The following is a 24,137-nucleotide window of genomic DNA, read 5'->3' as shown; positions in this document are numbered from 1 at the left end:
GCCCGGCCCTATCAGGCGGACGGCTCGTCGATCGCGGGCAGCGACACCGTCACCGCGGTGCCGACACCCACCTCGCTGTCGACCGACACGCTGCCCCCATGGCGCGTGACGACCGTCTTCACGAATGCCATGCCGAGCCCGGAGCCCGAGATTTCGGGCCGCTCGCCGGCATGGAACCGCTTGAAACGCTCGAACAGATGCCGCTGATCTTCCGGCGCAATGCCGTACCCCTGATCGCGAATCGTACAGAACATCCGTTTCGACGCATGCTCGACCGCCAGCGTACACGTGATCACGGTGTCGGACGGACTGTATTTGACTGCGTTGTTCAGCAGGTTCACGAACGCGCGCGTGATCAGCGAGCGGTCCGCGCGCACCCAGCACATGTCGGTGCCGACGTCGGTGTCGATGCGGATGTGCTTCGCCTGCGCCTGCGGCCATACCTCGTCGCTCGCGTCGATCAGCACGTCGACGAGGCTCGTCGCCTCGAGCTGGTACGCCTGCGACTCCGCGCGCGCCAACTGCACGAACTCGTCGGCGAGCGACAGCGCGCGGTGCGCATAGCGCTCGATCCGCGCGAGCAGCCCGCGCATCGCGTCGGTCTCGACGCGGTCGCGCTCGATCTCGACGAGCGCGAGGATCGACGACTGCGGCGAGCGCATGTCGTGCGACAGCAGGTGCAGCGCTTCCTCGCGATGCCGCTCGGCCGCGTGCAGTTCGGTCACGTCGACGAGGCCGGCGATCCAGCCCGTCACGCGGCCCTGCGCGTTCGTGCAGGCCGCGTAGCGTAGCAAATGGTCGAGCCCGTCGCGATCGCGCACCTCGATGCCGCGCGCCATCGCGTCGTGCTCGGCCTCGAGCGTCGGGTCGAGCACGGCCGGCCAGTGCTCGCGGATCGCCGAATCGTGTTCGGCGTTACCGTCGACGGTCTTCATGAACGTCAGCTCGCCGAGCGCGGTGCGCAGCGGCCGCCCTTCCGGCAGCGGCAGCGACAAGCGCGACCCGTAGCGCTTGGCCGCATGGTTCGCAATCAGCACGGTGCCGGCCAGGTCGGTCACGAAGATCGGCTCGGGCATGCTGTCGAGGCTGTCCCACACGAAGCGCTTCATGTCCTGCACGCGCTGCGCGGCTTGCGCCATCAGCGCCATCTGCCGCTCGAGCACGTCGCCGCCGACGCTGCGCGTGCGCGGCGCCTCGGGCAGCAGGTGCGGCTCGTCGGCGAGCCGCTGCAGCTCGCGGCGCAGGTACGACATCGTCATTTCCAGGCGCCGCCAGTTCCAGATCGGGTAGACGGCGACCAGCCCGAAGATCGCGGGCGCCGGCGACAGCCAGATGCGCGCCTCGAACAGCAGCGCCATGCTCGCGACGACGGCGAGCCCGGCAAGGCTCAGCGTGAGCAGCAGCGCGCGCCACGGCGACAGCATCAGGAAGCCGCCCAGCAGCACGGCAAGCGGCAGCAGCGACGCAGCGAACAGCCCGGCGCGCGACGCGGGCGAGATCGCGCTGCCGGTCGCCAGCATGTCGAGCACGTTGGCATGGATATACACACCGGCGAGCGGCCCGAACTCGCCGGACACGGGCGTCGCGAAGCGGTCGTACAGCCCCGACGCCGTCACGCCGACGACGACGATCTTGCCGCGCAGCGCGTCGGGTTTCACGCGCCCTTCGAGCACGTCGTCGAACGACAGCGTCGGATACGCGGGCGTGTTGCGACTGAACGGGATCAGGTAGCGGCCCTCGCCCGCCGCGTCGCGCGACAGGTCGTGCGCGTTCTCGCCCGGCACGCCGCCGACCGGATGCAGCCGGCCGCCCTGGATCGCGCGATACACGGGCACCATCAGTTGCGGCCAGCGCACGCGGCCGTCGCTTTCGAACAGTGCGACGCTGCGTACGATACCGTCGCGGTCGACTTCGAGGTTGATGTGGCCGAGCCCGACCGCGCGCGCCGCGAGCGCGGCCACCGGCGGATCGACCGCGCGCGTGCCGTCCGCCTGTTCAGGGCTCAGCAGCACGGGCAGGAAGGTCGGCACGCGGCTCATCGCGTCCGCGAACGCGCGATCCTCCGCGGACGGTTCGGTGAACAGCACGTCGTAGACGACGGCAGCCGGCTGCGCGCGCGCCAGCGTGTCGAGCAGCCGCGCGTGCACGTCGCGCGACCACGGCCAGCGGCCGAGCGCGGACACGCTCTGGTTGTCGATGTCGACGACCACCACGTCGGGCGACAGCGGCAGGCTGCGCAGCATCAGCAGCCGGTCGTAGATCAGGCCGTCGACGCTTGTCGACAGGCGGCCGAGCGCGCACGCGAGGATCACCGCGATCCCGAGGCAGCCGATCGCGATCCATTCGATCAGGAAGCGGCGGCCGAGGCGCCGCCGCGGGGAAACGGAGTCGGGTTTCATGCGCCGCGGATCAGCGCGACAGCGTGAACGCGCTGACCGGACTGGTCTTCTCGTAGAACTTGCCGCCTTCGAATTCCTCGACGGTCACGGCCCAGAAATAGTCGCCCGGCGGCAGGTGCGCGACGGTGATCTGGCGCGCATGCAGGCCGACCTGGTCGACGACCGGTGCGCTCAGGTCTTTCGAGCGCGACAGCACGAACCGGTAGCGCGCATCCTTGCCCGAACCGTTCGGCGACCAGCGGAACTCGTAGCCGCCGGCGCCGGGCGACGCGCTCGCGTCGAGCCCCATCACGCGGCGCTCGAACGCATACGTGCGCGGCCGGCCCTCGAGGCCGTTCGCGTCGATCGCGGCGACCCGCACGAAGTAGTTTCCGTTCGGCACGTCGTGAAAGACCGCCCGCGGAGAATCGGTGCGCGTTTCGCGGAACAGGTCGAGCAGCCCGGCGTCGTGCGCGAGCTGCAAGCGGTAGGCATGCGCGTCGGCGAGCGGCGCGACGTCGAATGTGACGTCGGGCTCGTCCTGCACCTTGTCGGGATGCGCGAGCGCCGGTGCGGGCAGCAGCTCGACGGGCGCGCCGACCGCGCCGGACGACGTCGCGACGCTGCCGAAATTCGCATGCACGAGCGTCGGGCCGGCCGGCTGCCGATCGCCCGCGACGCCGACGGTGCCGTCGAGCACTTCGACGCGCGTCGACGCGCTACCGGCCGCGTCGTAATTCACGCGAAAGTGCGTACCGCGCACGCCGGCCACGACCGACGGCGAACGGATCTGGAAGCGGTCGTCGCGTTTCTTCAGATGGGTGACCTCGCTGTCGACCGAGCCGCGCGTGAGTTCGAACTCACGATCGAGCGTGCCGGTCAGCACCGTGCGGCGCAACGCCTTCAGGTCGAGCTGGCTGTCGGGCGGCAGGCTCATGTGCGTGCCGTCGGCGAGCTCGAGCGTCACGAAGCCGTTCGGGCCCGTGCGCACGCGATCGCCCTCGGCAAGCGTCGCATCGTTCGCGAGCGGCGCGTAAGCGTCGCCGGACGCGCGTTCGGCCGTCCCCTGTATCGCGACGACGCGCGCGGTCAGTTTTTCCTTGCGCAGACGCGCCACCGGCAGCTTCAGCGCGATGCCGGGCTGCAGGTGCTTCGGCGCGGGTACGCCGTTGATCTGCTGAAGCAGCTGCCAGTCGTCCGCGCCCTGCAGGTAGCGCGCGGCGACGTCGTACAGCGTGTCGCCCGCCTGCGTGCGGTAGACAACCATCTTGCCCGCCGCGGCTGGCGGCTGCGCGGCCGCATGCTGCGCGGCGAACGCAAACGCGACCGCGCAGGACACACGCAGCGCCGCCGCCCGCAGGTTCGCCGTGTGCTGCGTGATTCCCGTGGTCACTCCGGTTCTCCCTGGCCGACCCGTTCGAGCCGGTAGCCGTAGCCGTAGATCGGCGCGAGGCGATAGCCGTTTTCGGGCCGCAGGCCGAGCTTGGTGCGCAGCATCGAGATGTGCGTATCCATCGTGCGCGATGGGATGTCGGTCGCCTGCTTCCACACGAGATCGAGAATGTGCGCGCGCGACAGCGGCCGGTCGAGGTGCTGGAACAGCAGCAGCGCGAGCTCGAATTCCTTCTGCGTGAGGCTGACGGCCTTGTCGCCGACGTAGGCCTGCTTCAGGTTCACGTCGAAGCGGAACTGGTCGAACTCGCGAACGGTTGCCTCGGCGTTGACCGGATACGCGCGGCGCAGCAACGAACCGATGCGCGCACGCAGGATCGGGCCCGACACGGGCTTGACCACGTAATCGTCGGCGCCGGCGTTGAGGATCTGCGTGATCCCCGCCTCGTCGTCACGGCTCGTCATGAAGATGATCGGCAGGCTGTGCTCGGTCTGATTCGCACGCACCCACTTCAGCACTTCCTCGCCGGACATGTCGGGCACGTTCCAGTCGAGCACCAGCAGATCGAAGGTCTCGCGCTGCAGGCGCTTCTTCAGGGCCTTGCCTTCCTTGAACGCATAGCACGTATGGCCGACGGCCGTCAGCGTTTGACTGACGAAATCCGTCTGGGCCGGATCGTCATCCAGTACAGCAATTCTCATAGCACCCCGCAAATCGAAATCGATTCGTCCAGTTCAGCTCCCCGCCCCCACCCCGGCCGCGCAGCACATGCGCGGCTTCCGGATACCGGCCGGCGAGCCGTCGTTCGCCGCTCGCGCCACCTGCGCAAACCGGCGACCCCGGCTAAATATCTCAAAAACGGGGCACGGACGAACCGGCGATTTCATCATAGTAGTATGAAATTCGCCAATAAATTGCGCGGACTACCGTCTTTTCTTCGAATAATGCTTCCCGTCGCGCAATCCGGCGCCTAGTCGACGCCCGCGACCGGCTCGGCAACATCGTCGGCCGGCACGTGCTGCGACAGCGGTTCCGAATGCGCCGGTTGTACAAGCATCCGCTGCAGCTGGCCGCGCACGCGCTCCCACGCGGCGGCCGCGTAATCCGGCTGGCTCGCCGCCCACGCCTGCGCCAGATCGAACACGCGCTCGATCGTCGCACCGCAGTAGGTCAGGCCCGAGCCGTCGTCCAGCGCGGCGTCGCGCAGCCGTTCGTCGAGCCACTCGGCCAGCCACGGCATCTCCGCCGCAGCCGAATCCGCGTAGGCCTCCAGCGCCGCACGCGCGTGACGATCCTGCTGCGGATCGAGCTCGATACGGCTCAGTCCCGATACGCTGCGTTCCGCTCCGGACGGACTTCGAATGGTCCCTGGTCTGAAGGACATGTCCTCTCCCCGTTGTACGACGGTAGCGTCAGGCATGGCCCCCGTGCCCGCCGTAAGACGTACCGTGGCCGGCGCATCCGCTGGGAGCGGACGACCGGCCGGGTCAGTATACGCAGCCGGTCACGAAGCGAGGTTTAAGAATTGTCAGAAAAGCGCGGCCTGGCTGGCGCCAGGCGCGGCCGGCAGCATGACGCCGGCCTTCAGCGGCGGCGCATCAGGAACACGAAGGTCTTGTCCTGCGTCGTCGATTCGACGATCTCGTTGCCCGTCTGCTTGGCGAACGCGGCGAAATCGCGCTGCGAACCCGGATCGGTCGCGAGCACCTTGAGGATTTGCCCGCTTTCCATATCGGCGAGCGCTTTCTTGGCACGCAGGATCGGCAACGGGCAATTGAGCCCGCGCGCGTCCACTTCCTTGTGAATCTGCATCGGCTGTCGACCTTCGAATGTCGCGCCACACGCGGCGCGGGAAGAAGCCGCGATTTTACCGCAGCGCCGCCGCGCCTGCCCGGGCAGGCCAGGGCCCGGCCCTCGCGGGCACCGGGTTCACGCGCCGGAGAAGCCGCCCGCGAGCCGTTCCCGCAGGTGCCGCACGAGCGCGCGCACCGCGCTCGGCACGACCGGGCTGTACGGGCGGATCGCGAAGATGTGGTCGCCGAACGCGCCCGACGGCCGCCAGCCGTCGAGCAGCGCGACGAGCCGGCCGGCGTCGAGATCGCGCTGCGCGCTGAAGTCCGGCAGCAGCGCGATGCCGAGCCCGCCGAGCGCGGCTTCGCGCATCGCCTCGCTGTTGTTCGCCGCGAAACTGCCGCGCACCGGCACGCTCACGCGCTCGCGCCGCCGGCCGTCCGGCTCGAAGCTCCACGCGGCCGGCTCGTGCTCGCGCAGGTAGCACAGGCAGCTGTGCTCGACGAGTTCGCTCGGGTGCCTCGGCGCGCCGCGCGCGTCGAGGTAGTCGCGGCTCGCGACGAGCAGCGAACGCGTGTCGCACAGCTTCCACGCGACATGGGTCTGCGGCGCGGTGGTCGTATGGCGGATCGCGAGGTCGAATCCCTCCTGCGTCAGCGAATGCAGCCGGTCCGACAGGTCGAGCTCGATATGCACGCCCGGATGCCGCCGCAGGAAATCGGGCAGGTGCGGCACGACCTGCTGGCGCCCGAGCGCGACCGGCACCGTCACGCGCAGCAGGCCGCGCGGCTCCCCGGCCAGGTCCTTCACGCGCGCGAAGTGCTGCCCGATCGACTCGAACGCGTCACGCGTGCTGTCGACGAGCGTCTGGCCCGCGTCGGTGAGCCGCACGCTGCGCGTCGTGCGCCGCACGAGCGGCACGCCGGCCGCTTTTTCGAGATCGGCGATGCGCTGGCTCATCGCGGCCTTGCTGATGCCAAGCCGCTGCGCGGCGGCCGTGAAACTGCCGGCCGCGGCCAGCACCGTCAGCGAATGGATATGCGGCCAGAGCGCCTGGACATTTTGCTGATTCATCAGCCGATTATTCAGAATTCTGAACAGTGAATCAAGCTGCGCGGCCTTCTCCCATCCGGCGCGTTTGCCTAGACTGGGTGCCGTCCACCCTACCCGATCCCTCAGGAGACACGATGAATCCGGTTCCCGCGTACACCTCCGACGCCGACGTCGGCCACTATGTCGACGGCGCGCCCGTCTCCGGCCGCAGCGGCCGCTTCCAGGACGTGCTCAATCCGGCGCTCGGCCGCGCGGTGCGCCGCGTCGCGCTCGCCGACGACAGCGAAGTGCAGCAGGCCGTCGCGTCGGCCCATGCCGCGTTCCCCGAGTGGGCGGCGACGCCGCCGATCCGCCGCGCACGCGTCCTGCATCGCTTCCTGCAACTGATGAACGAGCACCGCGACGCACTCGCGGCGATCATCACGGCCGAGCACGGCAAGGTGTTTTCCGACGCGCAGGGCGAAGTCGCCCGCGGCATCGACATCATCGAATTCGCGTGCGGGGTGCCGCAGCTCCTGAAAGGCGACTTCACCGACCAGGTCAGCACCGGCATCGACAACTGGACGATGCGCCAGCCGCTCGGCGTCGTCGCGGGCATCACGCCGTTCAACTTCCCGTGCATGGTGCCGTGCTGGATGTTCCCGGTCGCGATCGCGACGGGCAACACGTTCGTGCTGAAGCCGAGCGAGCGCGACCCGTCGGCGGCCCTGTTCATCGCCGACCTGCTCACGCAGGCCGGGTTGCCGGCCGGCGTGTTCAACGTCGTCCAGGGCGACAAGGGGGCGGTCGACGCGCTGCTCGACCACCCGGACGTGCAGGCCGTCAGCTTCGTCGGCTCGACGCCGATCGCGGCCTACGTACAGCAACGCGCGGTGCAGTCGGGCAAGCGCGTGCAGGCCCTCGGCGGCGCGAAGAACCATCTGGTGGTGATGCCCGATGCGAACCTCGAGCAGGCCGTCGACGCGCTGATCGGCGCCGCGTACGGCTCGGCCGGCGAACGCTGCATGGCGATCAGCGTCGCGGTGCTGGTCGGCGACGTTGCGGACAAGATCGTGCCGCTGGTAGCCGAGCGCGCCCGCGAGCTCGTGATCGGCGACGGGATGTCGCCGGAAGTCGAGATGGGCCCGATCGTCACCGGCGATGCACTCAAGCGTATCGAAGGCTATATCGAGCAAGGCGTGAACGAAGGCGCGCAACTGGTGGTCGACGGCCGCGGGCTGCGCGTGCCGGGCCGCGAGGCAGGTTTCTTCACCGGCGGCACGCTGTTCGACCACGTGACCCCCGACATGCGCATCTACAAGGAAGAAATCTTCGGGCCCGTGCTCGGCTGCGTGCGCGTGAAGGACTTCGGCGAGGCCGTCGACCTGATCAACGCGCACGAGTTCGGCAACGGCGTGTCGTGCTTCACGAGCGACGGCGGCATCGCGCGCGAATTCGCGCGGCGCATCCAGGTCGGGATGGTCGGCATCAACGTGCCGATTCCGGTGCCGATGGCGTGGCATGGCTTCGGCGGCTGGAAGAAGAGCCTGTTCGGCGACATGCACGCCTACGGCGAAGAAGGCGTGCGCTTCTACACGCGCCAGAAGTCGGTGATGCAGCGCTGGTCGTCGAGCATCGGCAAGGGTGCCGAATTCGCGATGCCGACCGCGAAGTAATTGCCTGAAGGCACGCCGATGGCCGGTCGCTGGCCGCCGGTTGCCGGCCGCTCTCGCGGCCGGCCGTCGGCAGGCGACGTCAGCCGGCCTTCGTGCCGTGCGCGCCGTCGGCGGTGGGCAGGTACGACAGTTCGAGCCGATACGCGAGCGCGACGAACAGGCTCTGCGCGAGGCCCATCGTGGCCGTCAGCGCGCGGAAGCCGAACGTCTCGCTGTCCTGCACCATCAGCGTCACCTCGGCCTCCCGTGCAAGCGGGCTCATCCGGCTGTCGGTGATCGCGATCAGCCGCGCGCCGCGCTGCGCGGCCTGCTGTGCGACCTGCACGGTTTCCTCCGCATACGGCATGAACGAGATGACGATCATCACGTCGCCCTCGCGCACCGACCGGATCTGCCCGAGATGCATGCTGCCCAGCGCGCTGAACAGCCCGATGCGCTTGTCGGTGTGCTGCAGCGCGTAGTCGAGGTACACGGCGATCGGAAACGCGCGCCGCGAGCCCGCGATCCAGATCGCCTGGGTTTCGGCGAGCAGGTCGACGGCCTGCGCGAGCGCCTGCGAATCGAGCGTCTGCCGCAGCTGCTGCATGCCGGCAATGCTGCCCTTGATGAATTCGTCGGCGATCTGTTCGGGCTGCAGGCTCGACGAGCCCGACTCGATCACGTCGCGCAGCCGCAGGTTGTACGCGCGCCCCGGCGCGATCTGCTGCGCGAGCCCTTCGCGGAACAGCCGCTGCATCTCGGAGAAGCCGGAAAAGCCGAAATGCTTCGCGAAGCGCACGACGGCCGACGGCTGGACGCCGCACGCCTCCGCGAGCGACTGGATGCCCTCCAGGCCAAGCTGGTCCCGATGCGTTTCCACGTGGCGAGCAATCACCTTCAGGCGATTGCTGAGGCCGTCGTACTCCTGCGTCAGGTGCTGCAGGAACTGCTCGACGGTGGCGGGAGGTTTCTCGGATGAACTCATCGGATAGCGCGAAGTTGACGGCCCCGATGCGCGCGCGACACTGACGGACGCGGCCCGGGGCTCACCTGAACACATGCATGAAGGGCGAATTTAATCACGTTTGCGGCGCGGCCCGCGCCACGTGCTCGCTCCCACGCGCTCGATCATCACTTGCCTACGCTCCACGGCGATACTGGAAGCGATTGTCCAACGCTCTCGCGGCGTCGTAAAGATTAGGGCGTCTACCAAGCCGGCCATCGGGGCGAAGCGGCGAGAAATGGCAAAAGCGGTAGAAGCGGTAGGTGCGGTAGAAGCGACAGAAACGGAGACATGCGGCAAGCAGCCGCCCGCCCCGCAGCCTGCCCGCGCCGCCGGTTCAGCGATAGTCGATCCACACGCCGCCCGCATCGGCGGAGCGCACGCAGTTCTCCACCCAGCGCACGCCTTCCACGCCCGCATGGACATCCGGAAAGCGAATGTTCTTCAGCGCCGCGGCGTCGCCTCGATCGGCCGCATCCATCGCGAGCGCGAAGCGCGCATAGAGATTCGACCAGGCCTCGAACAGCCCCTCCGGATGCCCGGCACCGATGCGATCTTCGCGCAATGCGTGCGGATGCAGATAACCCATCCCGCGATCGAGCACCTGGGCGGGCTGCCCCTGCACTTCGTAGCGCAACTGGTTCGGATGCTCGTCCCACCATTCGACGCTCGCCTTCGCGCCGATCACCCTCACCTTCTGGCCGTGCATCGAGCCCGCGTTCACCGCGCTCGACCACACGTACCCGACTGCGCCCGTGTCGTACTCCATGATCGTGAACGCGTTGTCCTCGAGCGGCGCGCGGCTCTTCACGAAGCTCTGCCGCGAGCACATCAGCCGCCGGATCTTCAGCTCGGGCGCCATCACTTCGGAGATGTACAGCGGATGCGTGCCGATGTCGCCGAGCACGTAGCTCGGGCCCGCGAACTTCGGGTCGACGCGCCAGCGCGCGGCCGCGCTCGCGGCCTCGACACCCTCGCTGTGGAACCCGTGTGCGAACTGCATCTGCACGATGCGGATCTCGCCGAGATCGCCGCGCGCGATCATCTCGCGCGCCTGTTCGATCATCTGGTGTCCGGAATAACCGTACGCGACGCCGACGATCCGGTTCTTTTCGACCGACAGCCGCTGCAGCGCCTCGGCCTCCTCGGTCGTGAAGCACAGCGGCTTCTCGCAGACCACGTGCAGCCCCGCGTTCAGCGCGGCGCGGCAGATCTCGAAGTGCGTGTTGTTCGGCGTCGCGATCGACACCGCGCGAATGCCGTCCGGGCGGCGCGCCTCGGCGTCGAACATCGTCGCGTAGTCGGGATAACAACGCTCGGCGGCGACGCCGAGCTTCACGCCGAACTGGCGGCCGCGTTCGGGATCGATGTCGAACGCGCCGGCGACCAGCTGGAAGCTGCCGTCGCGCAACGCGGCCGACCGGTGGCTGTAGCCGATCTGGCTGCCGAGCCCGCCGCCGACCATGCCCCAGCGAATCGAATGTCCAAGCAGAATCTGTCCGTCAATCATGATGGTGGTGTTCCTGGTCCGTGTTCAGGGGGTTCGGGGGTGCAACGCGCGATGAATCATGCGAAGCCGGCCGACGCGAGAAACGCGCGGCTCGCGGCGACGTCGCGCAGGCTCGTGCCGGCATTGCGCGGGTCGCGCTCCTGTTCGATCGTGATGTACCCGGCGTAGCCGATGTCGTCGAGCGCGTGGCGGATCGACCGGTAGTCGAGCACGCCGGTGCCGATCGGGCACATCACGCCGCGCGCGCACGCGGCGAAGAACGCGATGTGCTCGCCCATCACCGCGTCGTACACGGCCGCGTCGATGTCCTTGAAGTGCACATAGTCGAGGCGCGCCGCATGGCGGCGCAGCCAGGTTTCCGGGTCCATGCCCGAGTAATGCAGGTGGCCGGTATCCAGACAGAGGCCGGCCGTGTCGGCCGGAATGTCGGCGACGATCCGGTCGATCTCGTCCGCGAATTCGATGTAGCCGCCCGCATGCGGATGGATCACCGTGCGCACGCCGAATGCGTCGCGCGCGATCGTCGCGATCTGCCGGATGTGCTCGACCATGCCGGCCCAGCGTGCGCCGGACAGCCGCGGCGCGCGATCGCCGTGGCCGGCCGCGTAGTCGCGTTCTTCATGCCCCCAGTCAATCACGACCAGGTACGGCGCCGCGTAGCGCTGGCCGTCCTGCGTCGGCAGTTTCGGCAGCCGCGTGATCAGCGCGCAGATCTCGCGCGTCTGGCGCAACAGGTTCGGCAGGTTCTCCGGCGCCACGAGATCGTCGAAGATCGTACCGGCGGTGATGCTCAGGCGCTGCCGCTCGAGCTCGGCGCTCACCACGTCGAGTTCGAGCGGGATGTAGCCGTACGGCCCGAGCTCGATGCCCGAGTAGCCGGCCTGCGCGGCCTCGGCGAGCACGTGCCGCCACGGCGGCAGGTGCGGGTTCTTCACGTCGTCTACGCCCCAGCAGCAGGGCGCGCAGCCAATCTTCATCGTCATGTCGGTCTCTCCGGCGGTTCAGCCGCGATAGAACGCGGGGCGTTCGGCCATCGCGATCGATTCGACCGCCCCGCTCTTTTGCGCTCGCACGCATGCGTCGGCCGCGACCGCCGCCGCGTAGCCGTCCCAGGCCGACGGCCCGGTGAGCGCGTGCGCGCGCACGCCGTCGATGAACGCCTGCAGCTCGACGTCGTACGATGCGATGAAACGCTCCTTCCAGTCGGTCATGATCTCGACCGACTGCCGCGCCGCATGCTTGAGCCCCACAGCGGGCGGATCGGGCAGCTTCGCGATGCCCTGCTCGCCGACCACCTCGCACTGGATGTCGTAGCCGTACTGGCAGTTCACGAAGATCTCGACGTCGATGCGCACGCCGCTCGCGGTTTCCAGCAACACGATCTGCGGATCGGCGAGATGCGACGAGGCATGGCGCGTCTTCTTCGGATAGACGACCTGCGTGCTCACGTAGTCCTCGCCGAGCAGCCAGCGCAGCACGTCGAGTTCGTGAATCAGCGTGTCGGTGATCGCCATGTCGGTCGTGTAGCGCTCGCCGACCGACTGGTTGCGGTGCGCGCAATGCAGCATCAAGGGCGCGCCGATCTCGCCGCTGTCGATCACGCGCTTGAGCGCGCGATAGCCTTCGTCGTACGGACGCATGAAGCCGACCTGCACGAGCCGCTTGCCGTGCGCGACTTCCGCTTCGACGATCCGCATGCAGCCTTCCGCCGTGACGGCGAGCGGCTTCTCGCAGAACACGGGCTTGCCGTACGCGATCGCGTCGAGCACGAACGCTTCGTGCGTCGGGCCCCACGACGTGACGAGCACGGCCTGCACGTCGGCGGCCGCGACCACCTCGTGGCCGTCGGCGTAGATCTCGGCATCGAGCCCGTACTTCGTCACCGCGTCGCGCGCCTGCTGCGGATCGATGTCGTTGACGGCCACGACACGCGCGCCGGACAGCGTGCGGGTCAGTCTGCGGATGTGGTCCTGGCCGATCGCGCCGCAGCCGATCACGCCGATTTGCAAGGTCATCTAACAGTCTCCAGTCGTTCATCTGCGGTGCGACACCCGCCGCACCGATCGGCAATAGGTCAGCGCGCCGTGCGATCGAAAAAACGATCGACGTAGCGCCGGATCGTGTCGCGCATGTAGCGCGACGACGCTTCCGCGCGGTCCTCCCACGCGAACACGCACGACGACATCACGCCGTCGAAGCCTGCCGCGCCGAGCGCACGAAAGAACACGTCCCAGTCGATCTCGCCCTGCCCGATGTCGAGATGCTGGTGCACGCGGATCTGGTTCGAACCGGGCGGGTTCACGATGTAGCGCAGCTGGCTGCTCTTGCGGTGGTCGAAGGTGTCGGCCACGCGCACGTGCGCGAGGATCGGCGCGGCCTGCGCGATCATCGCGGCCATGTCGTCGCCGTAGTAGAACGTGTGCGGCGCGATGTACGACAGCTTCAGCGACGGCGAGCCGATGTTCGTGACGATGTCGATCGCCGGCTGCAGCTGCTCGATCCAGTCCTCCGGATGCGGCTCGACCGACAGCACGATGCATTCGCGCTCGAGGATCGGCAGCAGCTCGTCCATCGAACGGAACCACGCGGCTTCGCACAGCTCCTTCGGGTTCGCGCCCGGCCGTTCGCCGACCGAGCGCTCGGGCGACGCGCCGCGCCCGAACTCCGACACCATCAGCGCGCACTCCATCTCGACCGCCACCTCGATCGCCTTCTTCCAGCAGCGCACGGCCCATAACCGCTCGTCCTCGAACGGGCTCGCCCAGCGGTACATCGGCTGCAGCGACGCGAGGCCGACGCCGCTCGCGCGCATCGCCTGCCGGAAAGCGGCCATCCGTTCGCGCGTCGCGCGCGGCATCACCCACCAGTCGAGAAAGTCGCTGCGCGGCGACAGCTCGATCTGGTCGTAGCCGAGCTCGGCCACCGCGTGCGGCAGGCGGTCGAGCGGCAGGTGGCGAATCATGTAGGGGTCCAGCGCGATCTTCATCGAAAGTCCTCGGCGATAGCGGGTTCCGGACGAACGCGGCGGCACGTGCCGCCCTCGTCCGGCGATGCATGACGGTCAGCGGCGCTTCTTCTTGTTACGGTACTGGTCGGCGATCACGGCCGCGACGATGATCGCGCCCTTGACCATCTCCTGGTAATACGCGTCGATGCGGATGAACGTGAAGCCCGACGTCATCACGCCGAGGATCAGCACGCCGATCACGGTGCCCGTCACGCGGCCGAGCCCGCCCGACAGCGACGTGCCGCCGATCACGACGGCCGCGATCGCGTCGAGTTCGTACATCACGCCCATGCCCGACTGGCCCGAGATCGCGCGCGCGGCGGTCACGGTGCCGGCGATCCCGCTCAGCAGGCCCGCGATCGCGTAGACGAAGACCAGGTGGCGCGTGACGTTGATGCCCGACACGACGGCCGCGTGACGGTTCGCGCCGATCGCGTAGGTGTACTTGCCGAAGCGCGTGTAGCGCAGCACGACGTGGAAGATCGCGGCGATCACGAGGAAGATGATCACCGGATTGGCGCCCGCGCCGATGGCCGCGAACTGGTCGGTCAGCATCGACACGGGCATCCCGTTGGTGAACCACTTCGCGAACCCGCGCGCGGCCACCATCGTGCCGAGCGTCGCGATGAACGGCGGGATGCCGGTCATCGCGATCAGCGAGCCGTTCAGCAGGCCGACCAGCAGCCCGACGCACACGCCGGCCAGCACGGGCCAGATGATCGGCAGGTCGGTCAGGTGCGGGAACACCGCGCGCGGGAAGTCGGACACCTGCGCGAGGCTTGCCGACACGACCGCCGCGGCGGCCACGACCGAGCCCGACGACAGGTCGATCCCGCTGGTGATGATCACGAGGTTCACGCCGACCGCGATGATGCCGATCACGGCCATCTGCAGCACGATGATCTCGAGCCGCTCGGTATTGAACAGGAAGCTCTGGCCGACGACGATCCAGCCGACGATCTCGAAGAACAGGCTGATGCCGACGAGCACGAGGAAGATGCTCAGTTCGGGCGGCCACTTCATGTGCCGCGCCTTGATCGTCATGGTCTGCGCATCCGCAGCCGGGTTCAGGTTGCCCATTTCATTTGTCTCCAGTCTTGTTTCGGCTCAGCGCGACGCGAGATCCATGATGCGGACCTGGTCGGCGTCCTTGCGATCGACGATGCCGGTCATGCGCCCTTCGTGCATCACCATCACGCGATCGCTCATTCCCAGCACTTCCGGCATTTCCGACGAGATCATCAGCACCGCGACACCCTTGCCGGCGAGCGCGCTGACGAGCCGGTGAATCTCGGCCTTCGCGCCGACGTCGATGCCGCGCGTCGGTTCGTCGAGGATCAGGATGCGCGGCTGCGTGAGCAGCCACCGGCCGATCAGCACCTTCTGCTGGTTGCCGCCCGACAGGTTCTGGATCTCCTCGTGCAGCCCGGGCGACTTCACGCGCAGCATCCTGCTCATTTCCTCGCAGTCGCGCTTCAACTGCGCCTGCCGCACGAAATTGAACTTCACGTAGCGGTTGCTGAGCACCGCCGCTTCCATGTTCGCGAGCAGGTCGAGACTCAGGAAGCAGCCGGTGTCCTTGCGATCCTCGGTGAGGAAGGCCATCCCGTGCTTCATCGCCTGCGCGGGTGTCGCGATCCGCACCGGCTTGCCGTCGATCCGGATCTCGCCCGACGTGGCGGGCACGACGCCGAACAGCGCCTCCGCGACGTTCGAGCGCCCCGAGCCGACGAGGCCGGCCACGCCGAGGATCTCGCCCGCGCGCAGCTCGAAGCTCACGTCGCGGAACACGCCGTCGACACCGAGGTTCTTCACCGAAAGCACGACGTCGCCGATCGGCACCTCCTCCTTCGGGAACATCTGCGTGATCTCGCGCCCGACCATCATGCGGATGATGTCGTCGCGCGTGACGTCGCTCGACGCATGCGTGCCGATGTACTTGCCGTCGCGGAACACCGAGAACTCGTCGGCGATCTCGAACAGCTCGTTCATCTTGTGCGTGATGTAGACGATGCCCTTGCCCTGCTCGCGCAGCTGGCGAATGATCCGGAACAGGTGCGTGACTTCCTTGTCGGTCAGCGCGGAAGTCGGCTCGTCCATGATCAGCACGTCCGAGTCGAACGACACGGCCTTCGCGATCTCGACCATCTGGCGGCTCGCGACCGTCAGCGTGCGCACGTCGGTTTCCGGATCGATGTCGATCGACAGCCGCTCGAACAGCGCGGCCGTCTGACGGCGCAGCGCCGCGTGATCGATCAGGCCGAAGCGGTTCTTCGGTTCGCGGCGGATCCAGATGTTCTCCGCGACCGTCATGTACGGCATCAGGTTGAGTTCCTGGTGAATCATCGCGATGCCGCGGTCGAGCGCATCGAGCGGGCCGTTCAGCACGACGGGCTCGCCGTTGATCAGGATCTCGCCCTGGTCGGGCGTGTAGACGCCCGCGATGATCTTCATCAGCGTCGACTTGCCCGCGCCGTTCTCGCCCATCAGTGCATGGACGGTGCCGCGACGCACGCGGAACTGCACGCCGTCGAGCGCGACGACGCCCGGAAAGGACTTGCCGACACCGCGCACCTCGAGTACGCAGTCGGCCGCGGAAGAAGCCGGCGGGGCCGACGCGCCGGACAAACCCGACGCACCGGCCGATGCATCGTCGCCGGCCATCGGGCGCGCGATCCTGGCTGTAAACATGGACGTTCCTCGACGAGTCGCGCGCGTGCCCGGTCATGCCGGGCACGCGCAGTTCAACGGATCACCGGTCAGTGCTTCGCGTACTGGCTCATGTTCTCGGGCGTCACGAGCTCGAACGGCACGTTCACGTAGCGGTCGACGGGCTGCTTCTTCGCGAGCTTGAGCGCGGCCGCGACGGCCTGCTGCCCCTGCCCGGACGCGTTCTGGTACACCGACACCTTCAGCTCGCCGCTCTTCATCGAGGCGAGCCCGTCCGGCGTCGCGTCGATGCCGGCGACGATCGTCTTCGGCGTCCACTTGCGCGCGGCCTTCAGCGCATTGATCGCGCCGATCGCCATCTCGTCGTTGTTGGAGATGATCGCGTCGTACTTCGTGCCGGAGCTCAGCCAGTTCATCGTGATGTCCTGGCCCTGCGTGCGGCTCCACTTGCCCTCGCGCTTGTCGACGATCTTCATGCCCGCGCAATCCTTCGTCGCGATCACGTCCTCGATGTCTTTCGTGCGGGCGCGCGCCGATTCGTTGGACAGCTCGCCCATCAGCACGAGGAGGTCCCCCTTGCCGCCGAGCAGCTTGCACACCTGGCGCGCCTGCAGCGTGCCCGACTGCTTCTCGTCGGACGCGACGACCGCGACGCCGGCCGGCAGCTTGTCGAAATCGACCGGCTTGCGGTTCACGTAGACGAGCGGGATCTTCGCGGCCGTCGCCATCTTCGTGATCTTCGGCGTCGCGTCGGTATCGACCGCGTTCACGATGATCGCGTCGACCTTCTGCGCAATCATGTTCTGGACCTGGCTCAACTGCTTGCCGACGTCGTTGCCGCCGTCCTCGATCTGTACCGTCGCGCCGTCCTTCTTCGCCGAATCGGCGATGCTGTTGCGCAGGATGGTCAGGAACGTGTCGTCGAACGACGCCATCGTCACGCCGATCTTCTCGGCATGCGCGAGCGGCGCAGCCAGGATCGCGGCGGCCGCGACGGCCATCAGCTTGGTCTTCATGATCAATCTGTCTCCTCATCTCCGGGGGCGGAAGACGGCGCGTTGCGCGCCGCCGGGCCGAGTCCGATCGAATCCGATACGGACTGAAGCATCCGGATGAAACTGTAGATCACTTCCTCGAAAATTTGGAAATTTATTTCTACGTGATTTCACCTAGGGAACTGGATTTCCAAAAAGTCTAGACTGCGTCCGTAGCCCGATTCCTGGCGGCAGGCAGTCCCGCGTCGTGCAATACACGGTGCGGACGGTCGCGACCGGATCGGTCCCCTAATCCGCCGGCATTGCCGAACGCCGGCCGCGAGCGTGACACGTGATATGAGCCTGCTGAACTTTCCGAGTGACCGCCCCATCGATCTCGCCTGCCTCGGCCGCGTGGCCGTGGATCTCTATGCGCAGCAGTACGGCAGCCGCCTCGAAGACGCGCGCAGCTTCCAGATGTATCTCGGCGGCTCGTCGGGCAACGTCGCGTTCGGCGTCGCCCGGCTCGGGCTGAAGACCGCGATGATCTCGCGCGTCGGCGACGAGCAGATGGGCCGCTTCCTGCGCGAGACGCTCGAGCGCGAAGGCTGCGACACGAGCCAGCTGCAGACCGACCGCGAACGCCTCACCGCGCTGGTGCTGCTCGGGCTGAAGGATCGCGACACGTTCCCGCTGCTGTTCGTGCGCGAGAACTGCGCGGACATGGCCGTGCGCGCCGACGAGATCAGCGAGGACTTCATCGCCGGCTGCCGCGCGCTCGCGATCACCGGCACGCATCTGTCGACGCCGGGCACGCGCGAGGCGTCGCTGACCGCGCTCGGTTATGCGCGCCGCCATGGCGTCGTGAGGATTCTCGACATCGACTACCGGCCCGTGCTGTGGGGCCTGACCGCGCGCGGCGCGGGCGAGAACCGCTACGTGCCGGACGCGCAGGTGACGCGTCAGCTTCAGCAGGTGCTCGGCGAATTCGACCTGCTGGTCGGCACCGAGGAGGAATTCCTGATCGCGGGCGGCGTGCCGCACGACCTGATCGGGTCGTTGCAGGCGGTGCGCGCCATCACGAACGCGACGCTGGTCGTCAAGCGCGGCGCGCTCGGCTGCTGCGTGATCGAAGGCGACGTTCCCGCCCGCATCGACGATGCGCCGACCTTCCTCGGCGAACGCGTCGAGGTGCTCAACGTGCTCGGCGCGGGCGACGCGTTCCTGTCGGGCCTGCTGTCGGGGCTGCTGCGCGGCCGCGACTGGGCCGAGTCGACGCGCATCGCGAACGCGTGCGGCGCGATCGTCGTATCGCGCCACGCGTGCTCCGCGGCGATGCCGACGCCGGCCGAGCTTGCGCACTGGTTCGACGGCAGCCGCAATCCGGTGGTCGATGCCGATCACACGCTCGCGCACCTGCATCGCGTGACGGTGCCGCGCCGCGAATGGGACGACCTGTGCGTGATGGCGTTCGATCATCGCAGCCAGTTCTACGAACTCGCGGTGCAGGCCGGCGCCGACGAAGCGCGGATCAGGACGCTGAAGCGCCTGCTCGTGCGCGCGGTCGAGCAGGTCGAGCGCGATCGTCATATCGAAGGCCATGTCGGCGTGCTGATCGACGGCGGCGGCTACGGCAGCGACGCGCTGGCGTCGGCCACCGGGCGCGGCTGGTGGGTCGGCCGCCCGGTCGAGCTGCCGGGCTCCCGGCCGCTGCGCTTCGACGAAACGCGCTCGGTCGGCTCGTCGCTCACGCACTGGCCGACCGAACAGGTCGTGAAGTGCCTCGTTCACTATCATCCGGACGACCAGGTCGACCTGCGCGTCGAACAGGAGCAGCGCGTGCTGGAACTGTGGGAAGCCACGCGCGCCAGCGGCAACGAACTGCTGCTGGAAATGATTCCGCCGCGCGCGGTCACGCCGGCCGGCACCGAGGACGACGCGGTGCTGCGCACGATCGCGCGCTTCTACAACCTCGGCGTGAAACCCGAATGGTGGAAGCTCACGCCGCTGAGCGCCGACGGCTGGGCACGGCTCGCCGCGCTGATCGCCGAGCGCGACCCGCACTGCCGAGGCGCGGTGATCCTCGGGCTGAACCAGCCGCTGCAATACCTCGTCGACAGCTTCCGCTCGGCGACCAACCCGATCGTCAAGGGCTTCATGGTCGGGCGCACGCTGTGGGCCGATGCGTCGCTGAACTGGTTCGCCGGCCGGATCGACGACCAGGCGCTGATCGATGAAGTGGCCGGCAACTTCGCGCAGCTCGTGGATGCGTGGCTCGGCCGCCGTGCGGCGGCGGCACGCGCCGCCGCGGCGTGACGTGACGTGACGTGACGCAACACGAAGCGACGCCCGCGATGATCCACCCGAATCCTCTTCACCGACCGACATGACCTCTACCGTAAGACTGACCGTCAGCCAGGCGCTCGTGCGCTACCTCGCCGCCCTGCGCGCCGAAGTCGTCCAGCCCGACGGCCGCGTCGAGATCCTGCCCTACTGCGGCGGCGTGTTCGCAATCTTCGGCCACGGCAACGTGGCCGGGCTCGGCGAGGCGCTGCACGCTGAAAAAGACCGGCTGCCGACGTTCCGCGCGCACAACGAGCAAGGGATGGCGAACGCGGCGATCGCGTTCGCGAAAACGAACTTCCGCCAGCGGATGATGGCCGCGACGTCGAGCATCGGCCCCGGCGCGACCAACATGCTGACCTCCGCCGCGCTCGCGCACGTCGGCCGCCTGCCGCTCCTGCTGCTGCCCGGCGACGTGTTCGTGTCGCGCCTGCCCGACCCCGTGCTGCAGCAGGTCGAGGATTTCGAACAGGGCGACGTCAGCGCGAACGACTGCTTCCGGCCGGTGACGCGCTACTTCGACCGGATCACGTCGCCCGAGCAGTTGCTCGTCGCGCTGCCGCGTGCGATCCAGGTGATGACCGACCCCGCGCAGTGCGGCCCCGTGTGCCTCGCGTTGCCGCAGGACGTGCAGACCTTCGCGTACGACTGGCCCGAGGATTTCTTCGCGCCGCCGGTGATCCGGATGCGCCGGCCGCCGGCCGACGCGCTCGAGCTTGCCGATGCGCTCGACGTGCTGAAGGCCGCGAAGAAGCCGCTGATCGTCGCGGGCGGCGGCGTGCTGTACAGCCAGGCATGGGACGCGCTGCGTGCGTTCGCCGATACGCATGGCGTGCCGGTCGCGGAATCGCAGGCCGGCAAGGGCAGCCTCGCGTGGGACCACCCGCTGAATCTCGGCTCGATCGGCGTGACGGGCTCGCCCGCCGCGAACCGCGCGGCCGCGCAGGCCGACGTGGTGTTCGCGGTCGGCACGCGGCTGCAGGACTTCACGACCGGCTCGCATGCGCTCTACGGCAACGCGACGCTGCTGAGCCTGAACGTGCAGCCGTTCGACGCGGGCAAGAAACGCGGCCGGCAACTCGTCGCCGACGCGCGCACGGGCCTCGGCCAGCTGTCGGCCGCGCTGGCCGGCTGGCAAGCCGATCCGGCATGGACGGCCAGCAACCGCGACCAGGCCGCCGCATGGAACGCGCGCGTGACCGAACTCACGACGCACGTGCCGAACGACACGCTGCCCTACGACGCGGAAGTGATCGGCGCGGTGCGCGACTCCGCGGCCGACGCGGGGCGCGACAGCGCGCGCGACGACCTCGTGGTGTGCGCGGCCGGCACGCTGCCGGCCGAACTGCACAAGCTGTGGCGCAGCGGCGTGCCGGGCAACTACCACATGGACTACGCGTACTCGTGCATGGGCTACGAGGTCGCGGGCGGCCTCGGCGCGAAGCTCGCGCGGCCCGAGCGCGAAGTGATCGTGATCGTCGGCGACGGCTCGTACATGATGCTCAACGCGGAACTCGCGACGTCCGTGATGCTCGGCCGCAAGATCGTCGTCGTGATCCTCGACAACCGCGGCTACGGCTGCATCGAGCGGCTGCAGCTGAACTGCGGCGGCGCGAGCTTCAACAACATGCTCGACGACTGCGTGCCCGAAGGCGGCGAACGCTCGACGATCGACTTCGCGATGCATGCGCGCGCGATGGGCGCCGACGCCGTGCACGTGCGCGACATCGGCGAGCTGCGCAGCGAAATGAAGCGCGCCCGCGCGGCGAAGACGAGCCAGGTGCTCGTGATCGACACCACGCACAAGCGCACGACCGACGACGGCGGCGCGTGGTGGGAAGTCGCGGTGCCGCAGGTATCGGAGCGCGCCGGCGTCGAAGCGGCGCACCGCGCGTATCTCGACGCAAAGACCCGGCAGCGGCGCTGATGCCGCGCGCTGCCTGCCCACCCGCCTCGCGAAAAACACATTCGAACCAAGGAAGCACGTCATGAGCTGGAACGTCCGCATCGGTATCAATCCCCTGTCGTGGATGAACGACGACCTGCCGTCGCTCGGCGGCGAGACGCCGCTCGAAACGGCGCTGAAGGAAGGCGCCGAAATCGGCTACGCGGGCTTCGAGCTCGGCAACAAGTTTCCGAAGACGGGCCCCGAGCTGAAGGCGAAGCTCGCCGAGTTCGGGCTCGTGTGCGTATCGGGCTGGTATTCGGGCTTCCTCGCGGAAGTCGAACCGGGCATGACCGACGCCGATGCGGTCGCCGCGGAAATCGAGCGCTGCCGCGCGCACCTGACGAAGCTGCAGTACAACGACGTGAAGGTCGTCGTCTATGGCGAATGCGCGGGCACGATCCAGGGCAGCATCGACACGCCGGTCGCGAAGCGGCCGCGCTTCGTCGACGACGCGGCCTGGCAGCGCTACGCGGCGCGCCTCGACGCATTCGGCGCGCACCTGCTCGACACGTACGGAATCAAGCTCGCCTACCATCACCACATGGGTGCGTACGTCGAGTCGCCCGACGACGTCGACCGGCTGATGGCGTTGACCGATCCGTCGAAAGTGTTCCTGCTGTTCGACACCGGCCACGCGTATTTCGGCGGCGCGGCCGACCCGGTGACGCTGCTGAAGAAGCACGTATCGCGCGTGGTCCACGTGCATTGCAAGGACGTGCGGGCGCAGGTCGTCACGCAGGCGCGCAACGACGGCTGGAGCTTCCTGAACGGCGTGATCAACGGCACCTTCACAGTGCCAGGCGACGGCGCGCTCGATTACGACGCGACGCTGCGCACGCTGAAGGACGCCGGCTACGAAGGCTGGCTCGTCGTCGAGGCCGAGCAGGATCCGGCCGTCGCGCCGAGCTACGTGTATGCGAAAAAGGGCTACGACTCGCTGCGCGCGATCGTCGACCGGTTGAGCGCGTGAGCACGCAAGTGCTCGAATGCTTGAGCCCTACCCTATTGCGGAGCCCCACCCCATGACGATTTCTCCCCTGCTGGTCAAGGCATCTGCCGACCGCGAAATCTGCAACGTCACGCCCGAGTCGGCCGGCTGGAAGCACGTCGGTTTTCGCGCGCTGCGCCTGACGGCCGGCGATACCGAAACGCTCGACACCGGCACGCGCGAGCTGTGCGTCGTCGTGCTCACCGGCACGGTGCGCGCGGACGTCGACGGCGCAACCTACGATGCGCTCGGCAAGCGCGACAGCGTGTTCGAAGACGTGTCGCCGGACGCGCTGTACGTGCCGGGCGGCAAGACCGTCACGCTGGTCGCGACGCGCGACGCGGAAATCGCGCTGTGCACCGCGCCGTACGCGAGCAGCGACAAGCCGGTGCGGCGCCTCGACGGCGAACGGATGCGCCGCTCGGTGCGTGGGCAAGGCACCAACACGCGCTACGTGTGCGACATCCTGATGGGCGACAACCCGGCGGCCGACCGGCTGCTCGTGGTTGAAGTCGTGACACCGGCCAGCCATTCGAGCAGCTATCCGCCGCACAAGCACGACCGCGACGCGGCGCCCGAGGAAACCTCGCTCGAGGAAACCTACTACCACCGGATCGATCCGCCGCAGGGTTTCGCGTTCCAGCGCGTGTACACGGACGACCGCAGCCTCGACGAAGCGTGCGCGGTCGAGAACCACGACGTCGTGATGGTGCCGCGCGGCTACCATCCGGTGGTCGCGCCGCACGGCTACAACCTGTACTACCTGAACGTGATGGCCGGGCCGAGCCGCGCGTGGGCATTCAAGAACGATCCCGCGCACGAATGGATGCTCGACGCGGCGCCGAAGCGCTGAACGAATCACGGGCAAGCGCGCGGCCCGTGACAAGGCGACGCCGGCGCGCGAACCCGACTTGCGACGATACGGAGCCGCCATGGTGACGACCTTCCTGCGCATCGATCACGCGCCCTTCGACGACGACGCGCCGGACACGACGCTGCCGCGCTTCAATGCCGACGTCGCACGCCGGCTCGGGGAAATCGCGGTCAATATCGCATCGCGCCGCGGGCTGCCGATCGCGGTCGGCATCGTCGGCGAAGCGGTGCCGCTGTTCTACTGCGCACTCGACGGCAGCCGCGCGGAAGACAGCGACGCGATCCGCCGCCGGCAGAACACGGTGCTCCGTTTCGGCCTGAGTTCACTCGAGGTCGGCATGCAGTTTCGCCGCGCCGGCTGGTCGCTGCGGTCGCAGGGCCTGTCGGACGACGACTATGCGCTCGACGGCGGCGGCGTGCCGTTGCGAATCGCCGGTGCCGGCCTCGTCGGTGCGATGACGATCGCGGGGCTCGACTCCGAACGCAATCACGCGCTCGTCGTCGAGAGCCTGCGCTGGCACGTCGGCGCGAACGCGCTGGCGATGATCGCGTAACGGCACGATCGGCGCGAG

Annotated in this window: 20 protein-coding genes; 6 read left to right on the top strand and 14 right to left on the bottom strand. The window is 68.2% G+C overall.

All coding sequences use genetic code 11. From position 1 onward, the window contains the following. Positions 1-11 precede the first annotated feature (11 nt). The 6 genes from PQB87_RS07700 to PQB87_RS07675 all read right to left on the bottom strand — a co-directional run bounded on the left by PQB87_RS07700 (position 12) and on the right by PQB87_RS07675 (position 6,636). Positions 12-2,399 (bottom strand): CHASE2 domain-containing protein, encoded by a 2,388-nt coding sequence (locus tag PQB87_RS07700; RefSeq protein ID WP_059687290.1) that lies wholly within the window; start codon positions 2,397-2,399, stop codon positions 12-14. 10 nt (positions 2,400-2,409) lie between these two features. After that, positions 2,410-3,771 (bottom strand): FecR family protein, encoded by a 1,362-nt coding sequence (locus tag PQB87_RS07695; RefSeq protein ID WP_059687289.1) that lies wholly within the window; start codon positions 3,769-3,771, stop codon positions 2,410-2,412. Continuing rightward, positions 3,768-4,472, bottom strand: a complete 705-nt coding sequence (locus PQB87_RS07690) for a response regulator transcription factor (protein WP_006490421.1) — start codon at positions 4,470-4,472, stop codon at positions 3,768-3,770. Before PQB87_RS07690 ends, PQB87_RS07695 begins: the two co-directional genes overlap by 4 nt. A gap of 269 nt (positions 4,473-4,741) precedes the next feature. Further along, complete coding sequence (locus PQB87_RS07685) at positions 4,742-5,155, bottom strand: peptidase (RefSeq protein ID WP_489242783.1); 414 nt, start codon at positions 5,153-5,155, stop codon at positions 4,742-4,744. A gap of 200 nt (positions 5,156-5,355) precedes the next feature. Beyond that, positions 5,356-5,583, bottom strand: a complete 228-nt coding sequence (locus PQB87_RS07680) for a sulfurtransferase TusA family protein (RefSeq protein WP_006402122.1) — start codon at positions 5,581-5,583, stop codon at positions 5,356-5,358. A 117-nt stretch (positions 5,584-5,700) separates the two neighbouring features. Further along, a complete protein-coding gene (locus PQB87_RS07675) occupies positions 5,701-6,636 on the bottom strand; it encodes a LysR family transcriptional regulator (protein ID WP_048025561.1) in 936 nt (311 codons plus the stop codon). Positions 6,637-6,749: 113 nt separating this feature from the next. Between PQB87_RS07675 and PQB87_RS07670 the strand changes: the two genes are divergently transcribed. Next, complete coding sequence (locus tag PQB87_RS07670; protein ID WP_489242782.1) at positions 6,750-8,270, top strand: CoA-acylating methylmalonate-semialdehyde dehydrogenase; 1,521 nt, start codon at positions 6,750-6,752, stop codon at positions 8,268-8,270. Positions 8,271-8,349: 79 nt separating this feature from the next. On the opposite strand, the gene PQB87_RS07665 is transcribed toward PQB87_RS07670, so the two are convergent. The 8 genes from PQB87_RS07665 to PQB87_RS07630 form a co-directional block, all read right to left on the bottom strand. Continuing rightward, positions 8,350-9,234 (bottom strand): MurR/RpiR family transcriptional regulator, encoded by an 885-nt coding sequence (locus PQB87_RS07665; RefSeq protein ID WP_059484325.1) that lies wholly within the window; start codon positions 9,232-9,234, stop codon positions 8,350-8,352. Between the two features lie 355 nt (positions 9,235-9,589). After that, positions 9,590-10,762, bottom strand: a complete 1,173-nt coding sequence (locus PQB87_RS07660; protein ID WP_021162370.1) for a Gfo/Idh/MocA family protein — start codon at positions 10,760-10,762, stop codon at positions 9,590-9,592. Between the two features lie 56 nt (positions 10,763-10,818). Beyond that, the gene (locus PQB87_RS07655) at positions 10,819-11,745 is read right to left on the bottom strand and encodes a TIM barrel protein (RefSeq protein WP_489242781.1); all 927 of its coding nucleotides are present in this window, start codon (positions 11,743-11,745) and stop codon (positions 10,819-10,821) included. Positions 11,746-11,763: 18 nt separating this feature from the next. Beyond that, on the bottom strand, positions 11,764-12,777 hold the full coding sequence (gene iolG, locus PQB87_RS07650) for a bifunctional inositol 2-dehydrogenase/D-chiro-inositol 1-dehydrogenase (RefSeq protein ID WP_111941985.1): 1,014 nt from the start codon (positions 12,775-12,777) through the stop codon (positions 11,764-11,766). A 59-nt stretch (positions 12,778-12,836) separates the two neighbouring features. Then, complete coding sequence (locus tag PQB87_RS07645) at positions 12,837-13,748, bottom strand: sugar phosphate isomerase/epimerase family protein (protein ID WP_111941983.1); 912 nt, start codon at positions 13,746-13,748, stop codon at positions 12,837-12,839. Between the two features lie 75 nt (positions 13,749-13,823). Further along, positions 13,824-14,849 (bottom strand): ABC transporter permease, encoded by a 1,026-nt coding sequence (locus PQB87_RS07640; RefSeq protein WP_059484329.1) that lies wholly within the window; start codon positions 14,847-14,849, stop codon positions 13,824-13,826. A gap of 27 nt (positions 14,850-14,876) precedes the next feature. Then, the gene (locus PQB87_RS07635; RefSeq protein ID WP_489242780.1) at positions 14,877-16,460 is read right to left on the bottom strand and encodes a sugar ABC transporter ATP-binding protein; all 1,584 of its coding nucleotides are present in this window, start codon (positions 16,458-16,460) and stop codon (positions 14,877-14,879) included. A gap of 68 nt (positions 16,461-16,528) precedes the next feature. Next, positions 16,529-17,455, bottom strand: coding sequence for a sugar ABC transporter substrate-binding protein (locus PQB87_RS07630; protein ID WP_059687282.1), 927 nt, complete (start codon positions 17,453-17,455; stop codon positions 16,529-16,531). 315 nt (positions 17,456-17,770) lie between these two features. Here PQB87_RS07630 and PQB87_RS07625 point away from each other — a divergent pair, with 315 nt between their 5' ends. The 5 genes from PQB87_RS07625 to PQB87_RS07605 all read left to right on the top strand — a co-directional run bounded on the left by PQB87_RS07625 (position 17,771) and on the right by PQB87_RS07605 (position 24,119). Then, entirely contained in the window at positions 17,771-19,729 is a 1,959-nt protein-coding gene (locus PQB87_RS07625) for a bifunctional 5-dehydro-2-deoxygluconokinase/5-dehydro-2-deoxyphosphogluconate aldolase (protein ID WP_489242779.1), read from the top strand. 70 nt (positions 19,730-19,799) lie between these two features. Further along, positions 19,800-21,683 (top strand): 3D-(3,5/4)-trihydroxycyclohexane-1,2-dione acylhydrolase (decyclizing), encoded by a 1,884-nt coding sequence (iolD, locus tag PQB87_RS07620; protein WP_489242778.1) that lies wholly within the window; start codon positions 19,800-19,802, stop codon positions 21,681-21,683. Between the two features lie 61 nt (positions 21,684-21,744). Further along, positions 21,745-22,674: a myo-inosose-2 dehydratase gene (gene iolE / locus PQB87_RS07615; RefSeq protein WP_153488181.1), complete on the top strand. Its 930-nt coding sequence runs from the start codon at positions 21,745-21,747 to the stop codon at positions 22,672-22,674. 52 nt (positions 22,675-22,726) lie between these two features. After that, positions 22,727-23,545, top strand: a complete 819-nt coding sequence (gene iolB, locus PQB87_RS07610) for a 5-deoxy-glucuronate isomerase (protein WP_153488179.1) — start codon at positions 22,727-22,729, stop codon at positions 23,543-23,545. 79 nt (positions 23,546-23,624) lie between these two features. Beyond that, entirely contained in the window at positions 23,625-24,119 is a 495-nt protein-coding gene (locus PQB87_RS07605; RefSeq protein ID WP_153488178.1) for a heme-degrading domain-containing protein, read from the top strand. Positions 24,120-24,137: the final 18 nt, after the last annotated feature.

This window comes from Burkholderia sp. KL41, from assembly GCF_057005415.2.
This window is presented reverse-complemented; position numbering and strand designations above follow the sequence as displayed.

Excerpts from the sequence above, each read along its gene's own strand:
- PQB87_RS07700 (WP_059687290.1), bottom strand. The coding sequence starts at position 2,399 with ATGAAACCCGACTCCGTTTCCCCGCGGCGGCGCCTCGGCCGCCGCTTC.
- PQB87_RS07680 (WP_006402122.1), bottom strand. The coding sequence starts at position 5,583 with ATGCAGATTCACAAGGAAGTGGACGCGCGCGGGCTCAATTGCCCGTTG.
- PQB87_RS07605 (WP_153488178.1), top strand. The coding sequence starts at position 23,625 with ATGGTGACGACCTTCCTGCGCATCGATCACGCGCCCTTCGACGACGAC.
- PQB87_RS07685 (WP_489242783.1), bottom strand. The coding sequence starts at position 5,155 with ATGTCCTTCAGACCAGGGACCATTCGAAGTCCGTCCGGAGCGGAACGC.
- PQB87_RS07635 (WP_489242780.1), bottom strand. The coding sequence starts at position 16,460 with ATGTTTACAGCCAGGATCGCGCGCCCGATGGCCGGCGACGATGCATCG.
- PQB87_RS07640 (WP_059484329.1), bottom strand. The coding sequence starts at position 14,849 with ATGGGCAACCTGAACCCGGCTGCGGATGCGCAGACCATGACGATCAAG.
- PQB87_RS07670 (WP_489242782.1), top strand. The coding sequence starts at position 6,750 with ATGAATCCGGTTCCCGCGTACACCTCCGACGCCGACGTCGGCCACTAT.
- iolE (WP_153488181.1), top strand. The coding sequence starts at position 21,745 with ATGAGCTGGAACGTCCGCATCGGTATCAATCCCCTGTCGTGGATGAAC.
- PQB87_RS07660 (WP_021162370.1), bottom strand. The coding sequence starts at position 10,762 with ATGATTGACGGACAGATTCTGCTTGGACATTCGATTCGCTGGGGCATG.
- PQB87_RS07625 (WP_489242779.1), top strand. The coding sequence starts at position 17,771 with ATGAGCCTGCTGAACTTTCCGAGTGACCGCCCCATCGATCTCGCCTGC.
- iolB (WP_153488179.1), top strand. The coding sequence starts at position 22,727 with ATGACGATTTCTCCCCTGCTGGTCAAGGCATCTGCCGACCGCGAAATC.
- PQB87_RS07645 (WP_111941983.1), bottom strand. The coding sequence starts at position 13,748 with ATGAAGATCGCGCTGGACCCCTACATGATTCGCCACCTGCCGCTCGAC.
- PQB87_RS07665 (WP_059484325.1), bottom strand. The coding sequence starts at position 9,234 with ATGAGTTCATCCGAGAAACCTCCCGCCACCGTCGAGCAGTTCCTGCAG.
- iolG (WP_111941985.1), bottom strand. The coding sequence starts at position 12,777 with ATGACCTTGCAAATCGGCGTGATCGGCTGCGGCGCGATCGGCCAGGAC.
- PQB87_RS07630 (WP_059687282.1), bottom strand. The coding sequence starts at position 17,455 with ATGAAGACCAAGCTGATGGCCGTCGCGGCCGCCGCGATCCTGGCTGCG.
- iolD (WP_489242778.1), top strand. The coding sequence starts at position 19,800 with ATGACCTCTACCGTAAGACTGACCGTCAGCCAGGCGCTCGTGCGCTAC.
- PQB87_RS07675 (WP_048025561.1), bottom strand. The coding sequence starts at position 6,636 with ATGAATCAGCAAAATGTCCAGGCGCTCTGGCCGCATATCCATTCGCTG.
- PQB87_RS07690 (WP_006490421.1), bottom strand. The coding sequence starts at position 4,472 with ATGAGAATTGCTGTACTGGATGACGATCCGGCCCAGACGGATTTCGTC.
- PQB87_RS07655 (WP_489242781.1), bottom strand. The coding sequence starts at position 11,745 with ATGACGATGAAGATTGGCTGCGCGCCCTGCTGCTGGGGCGTAGACGAC.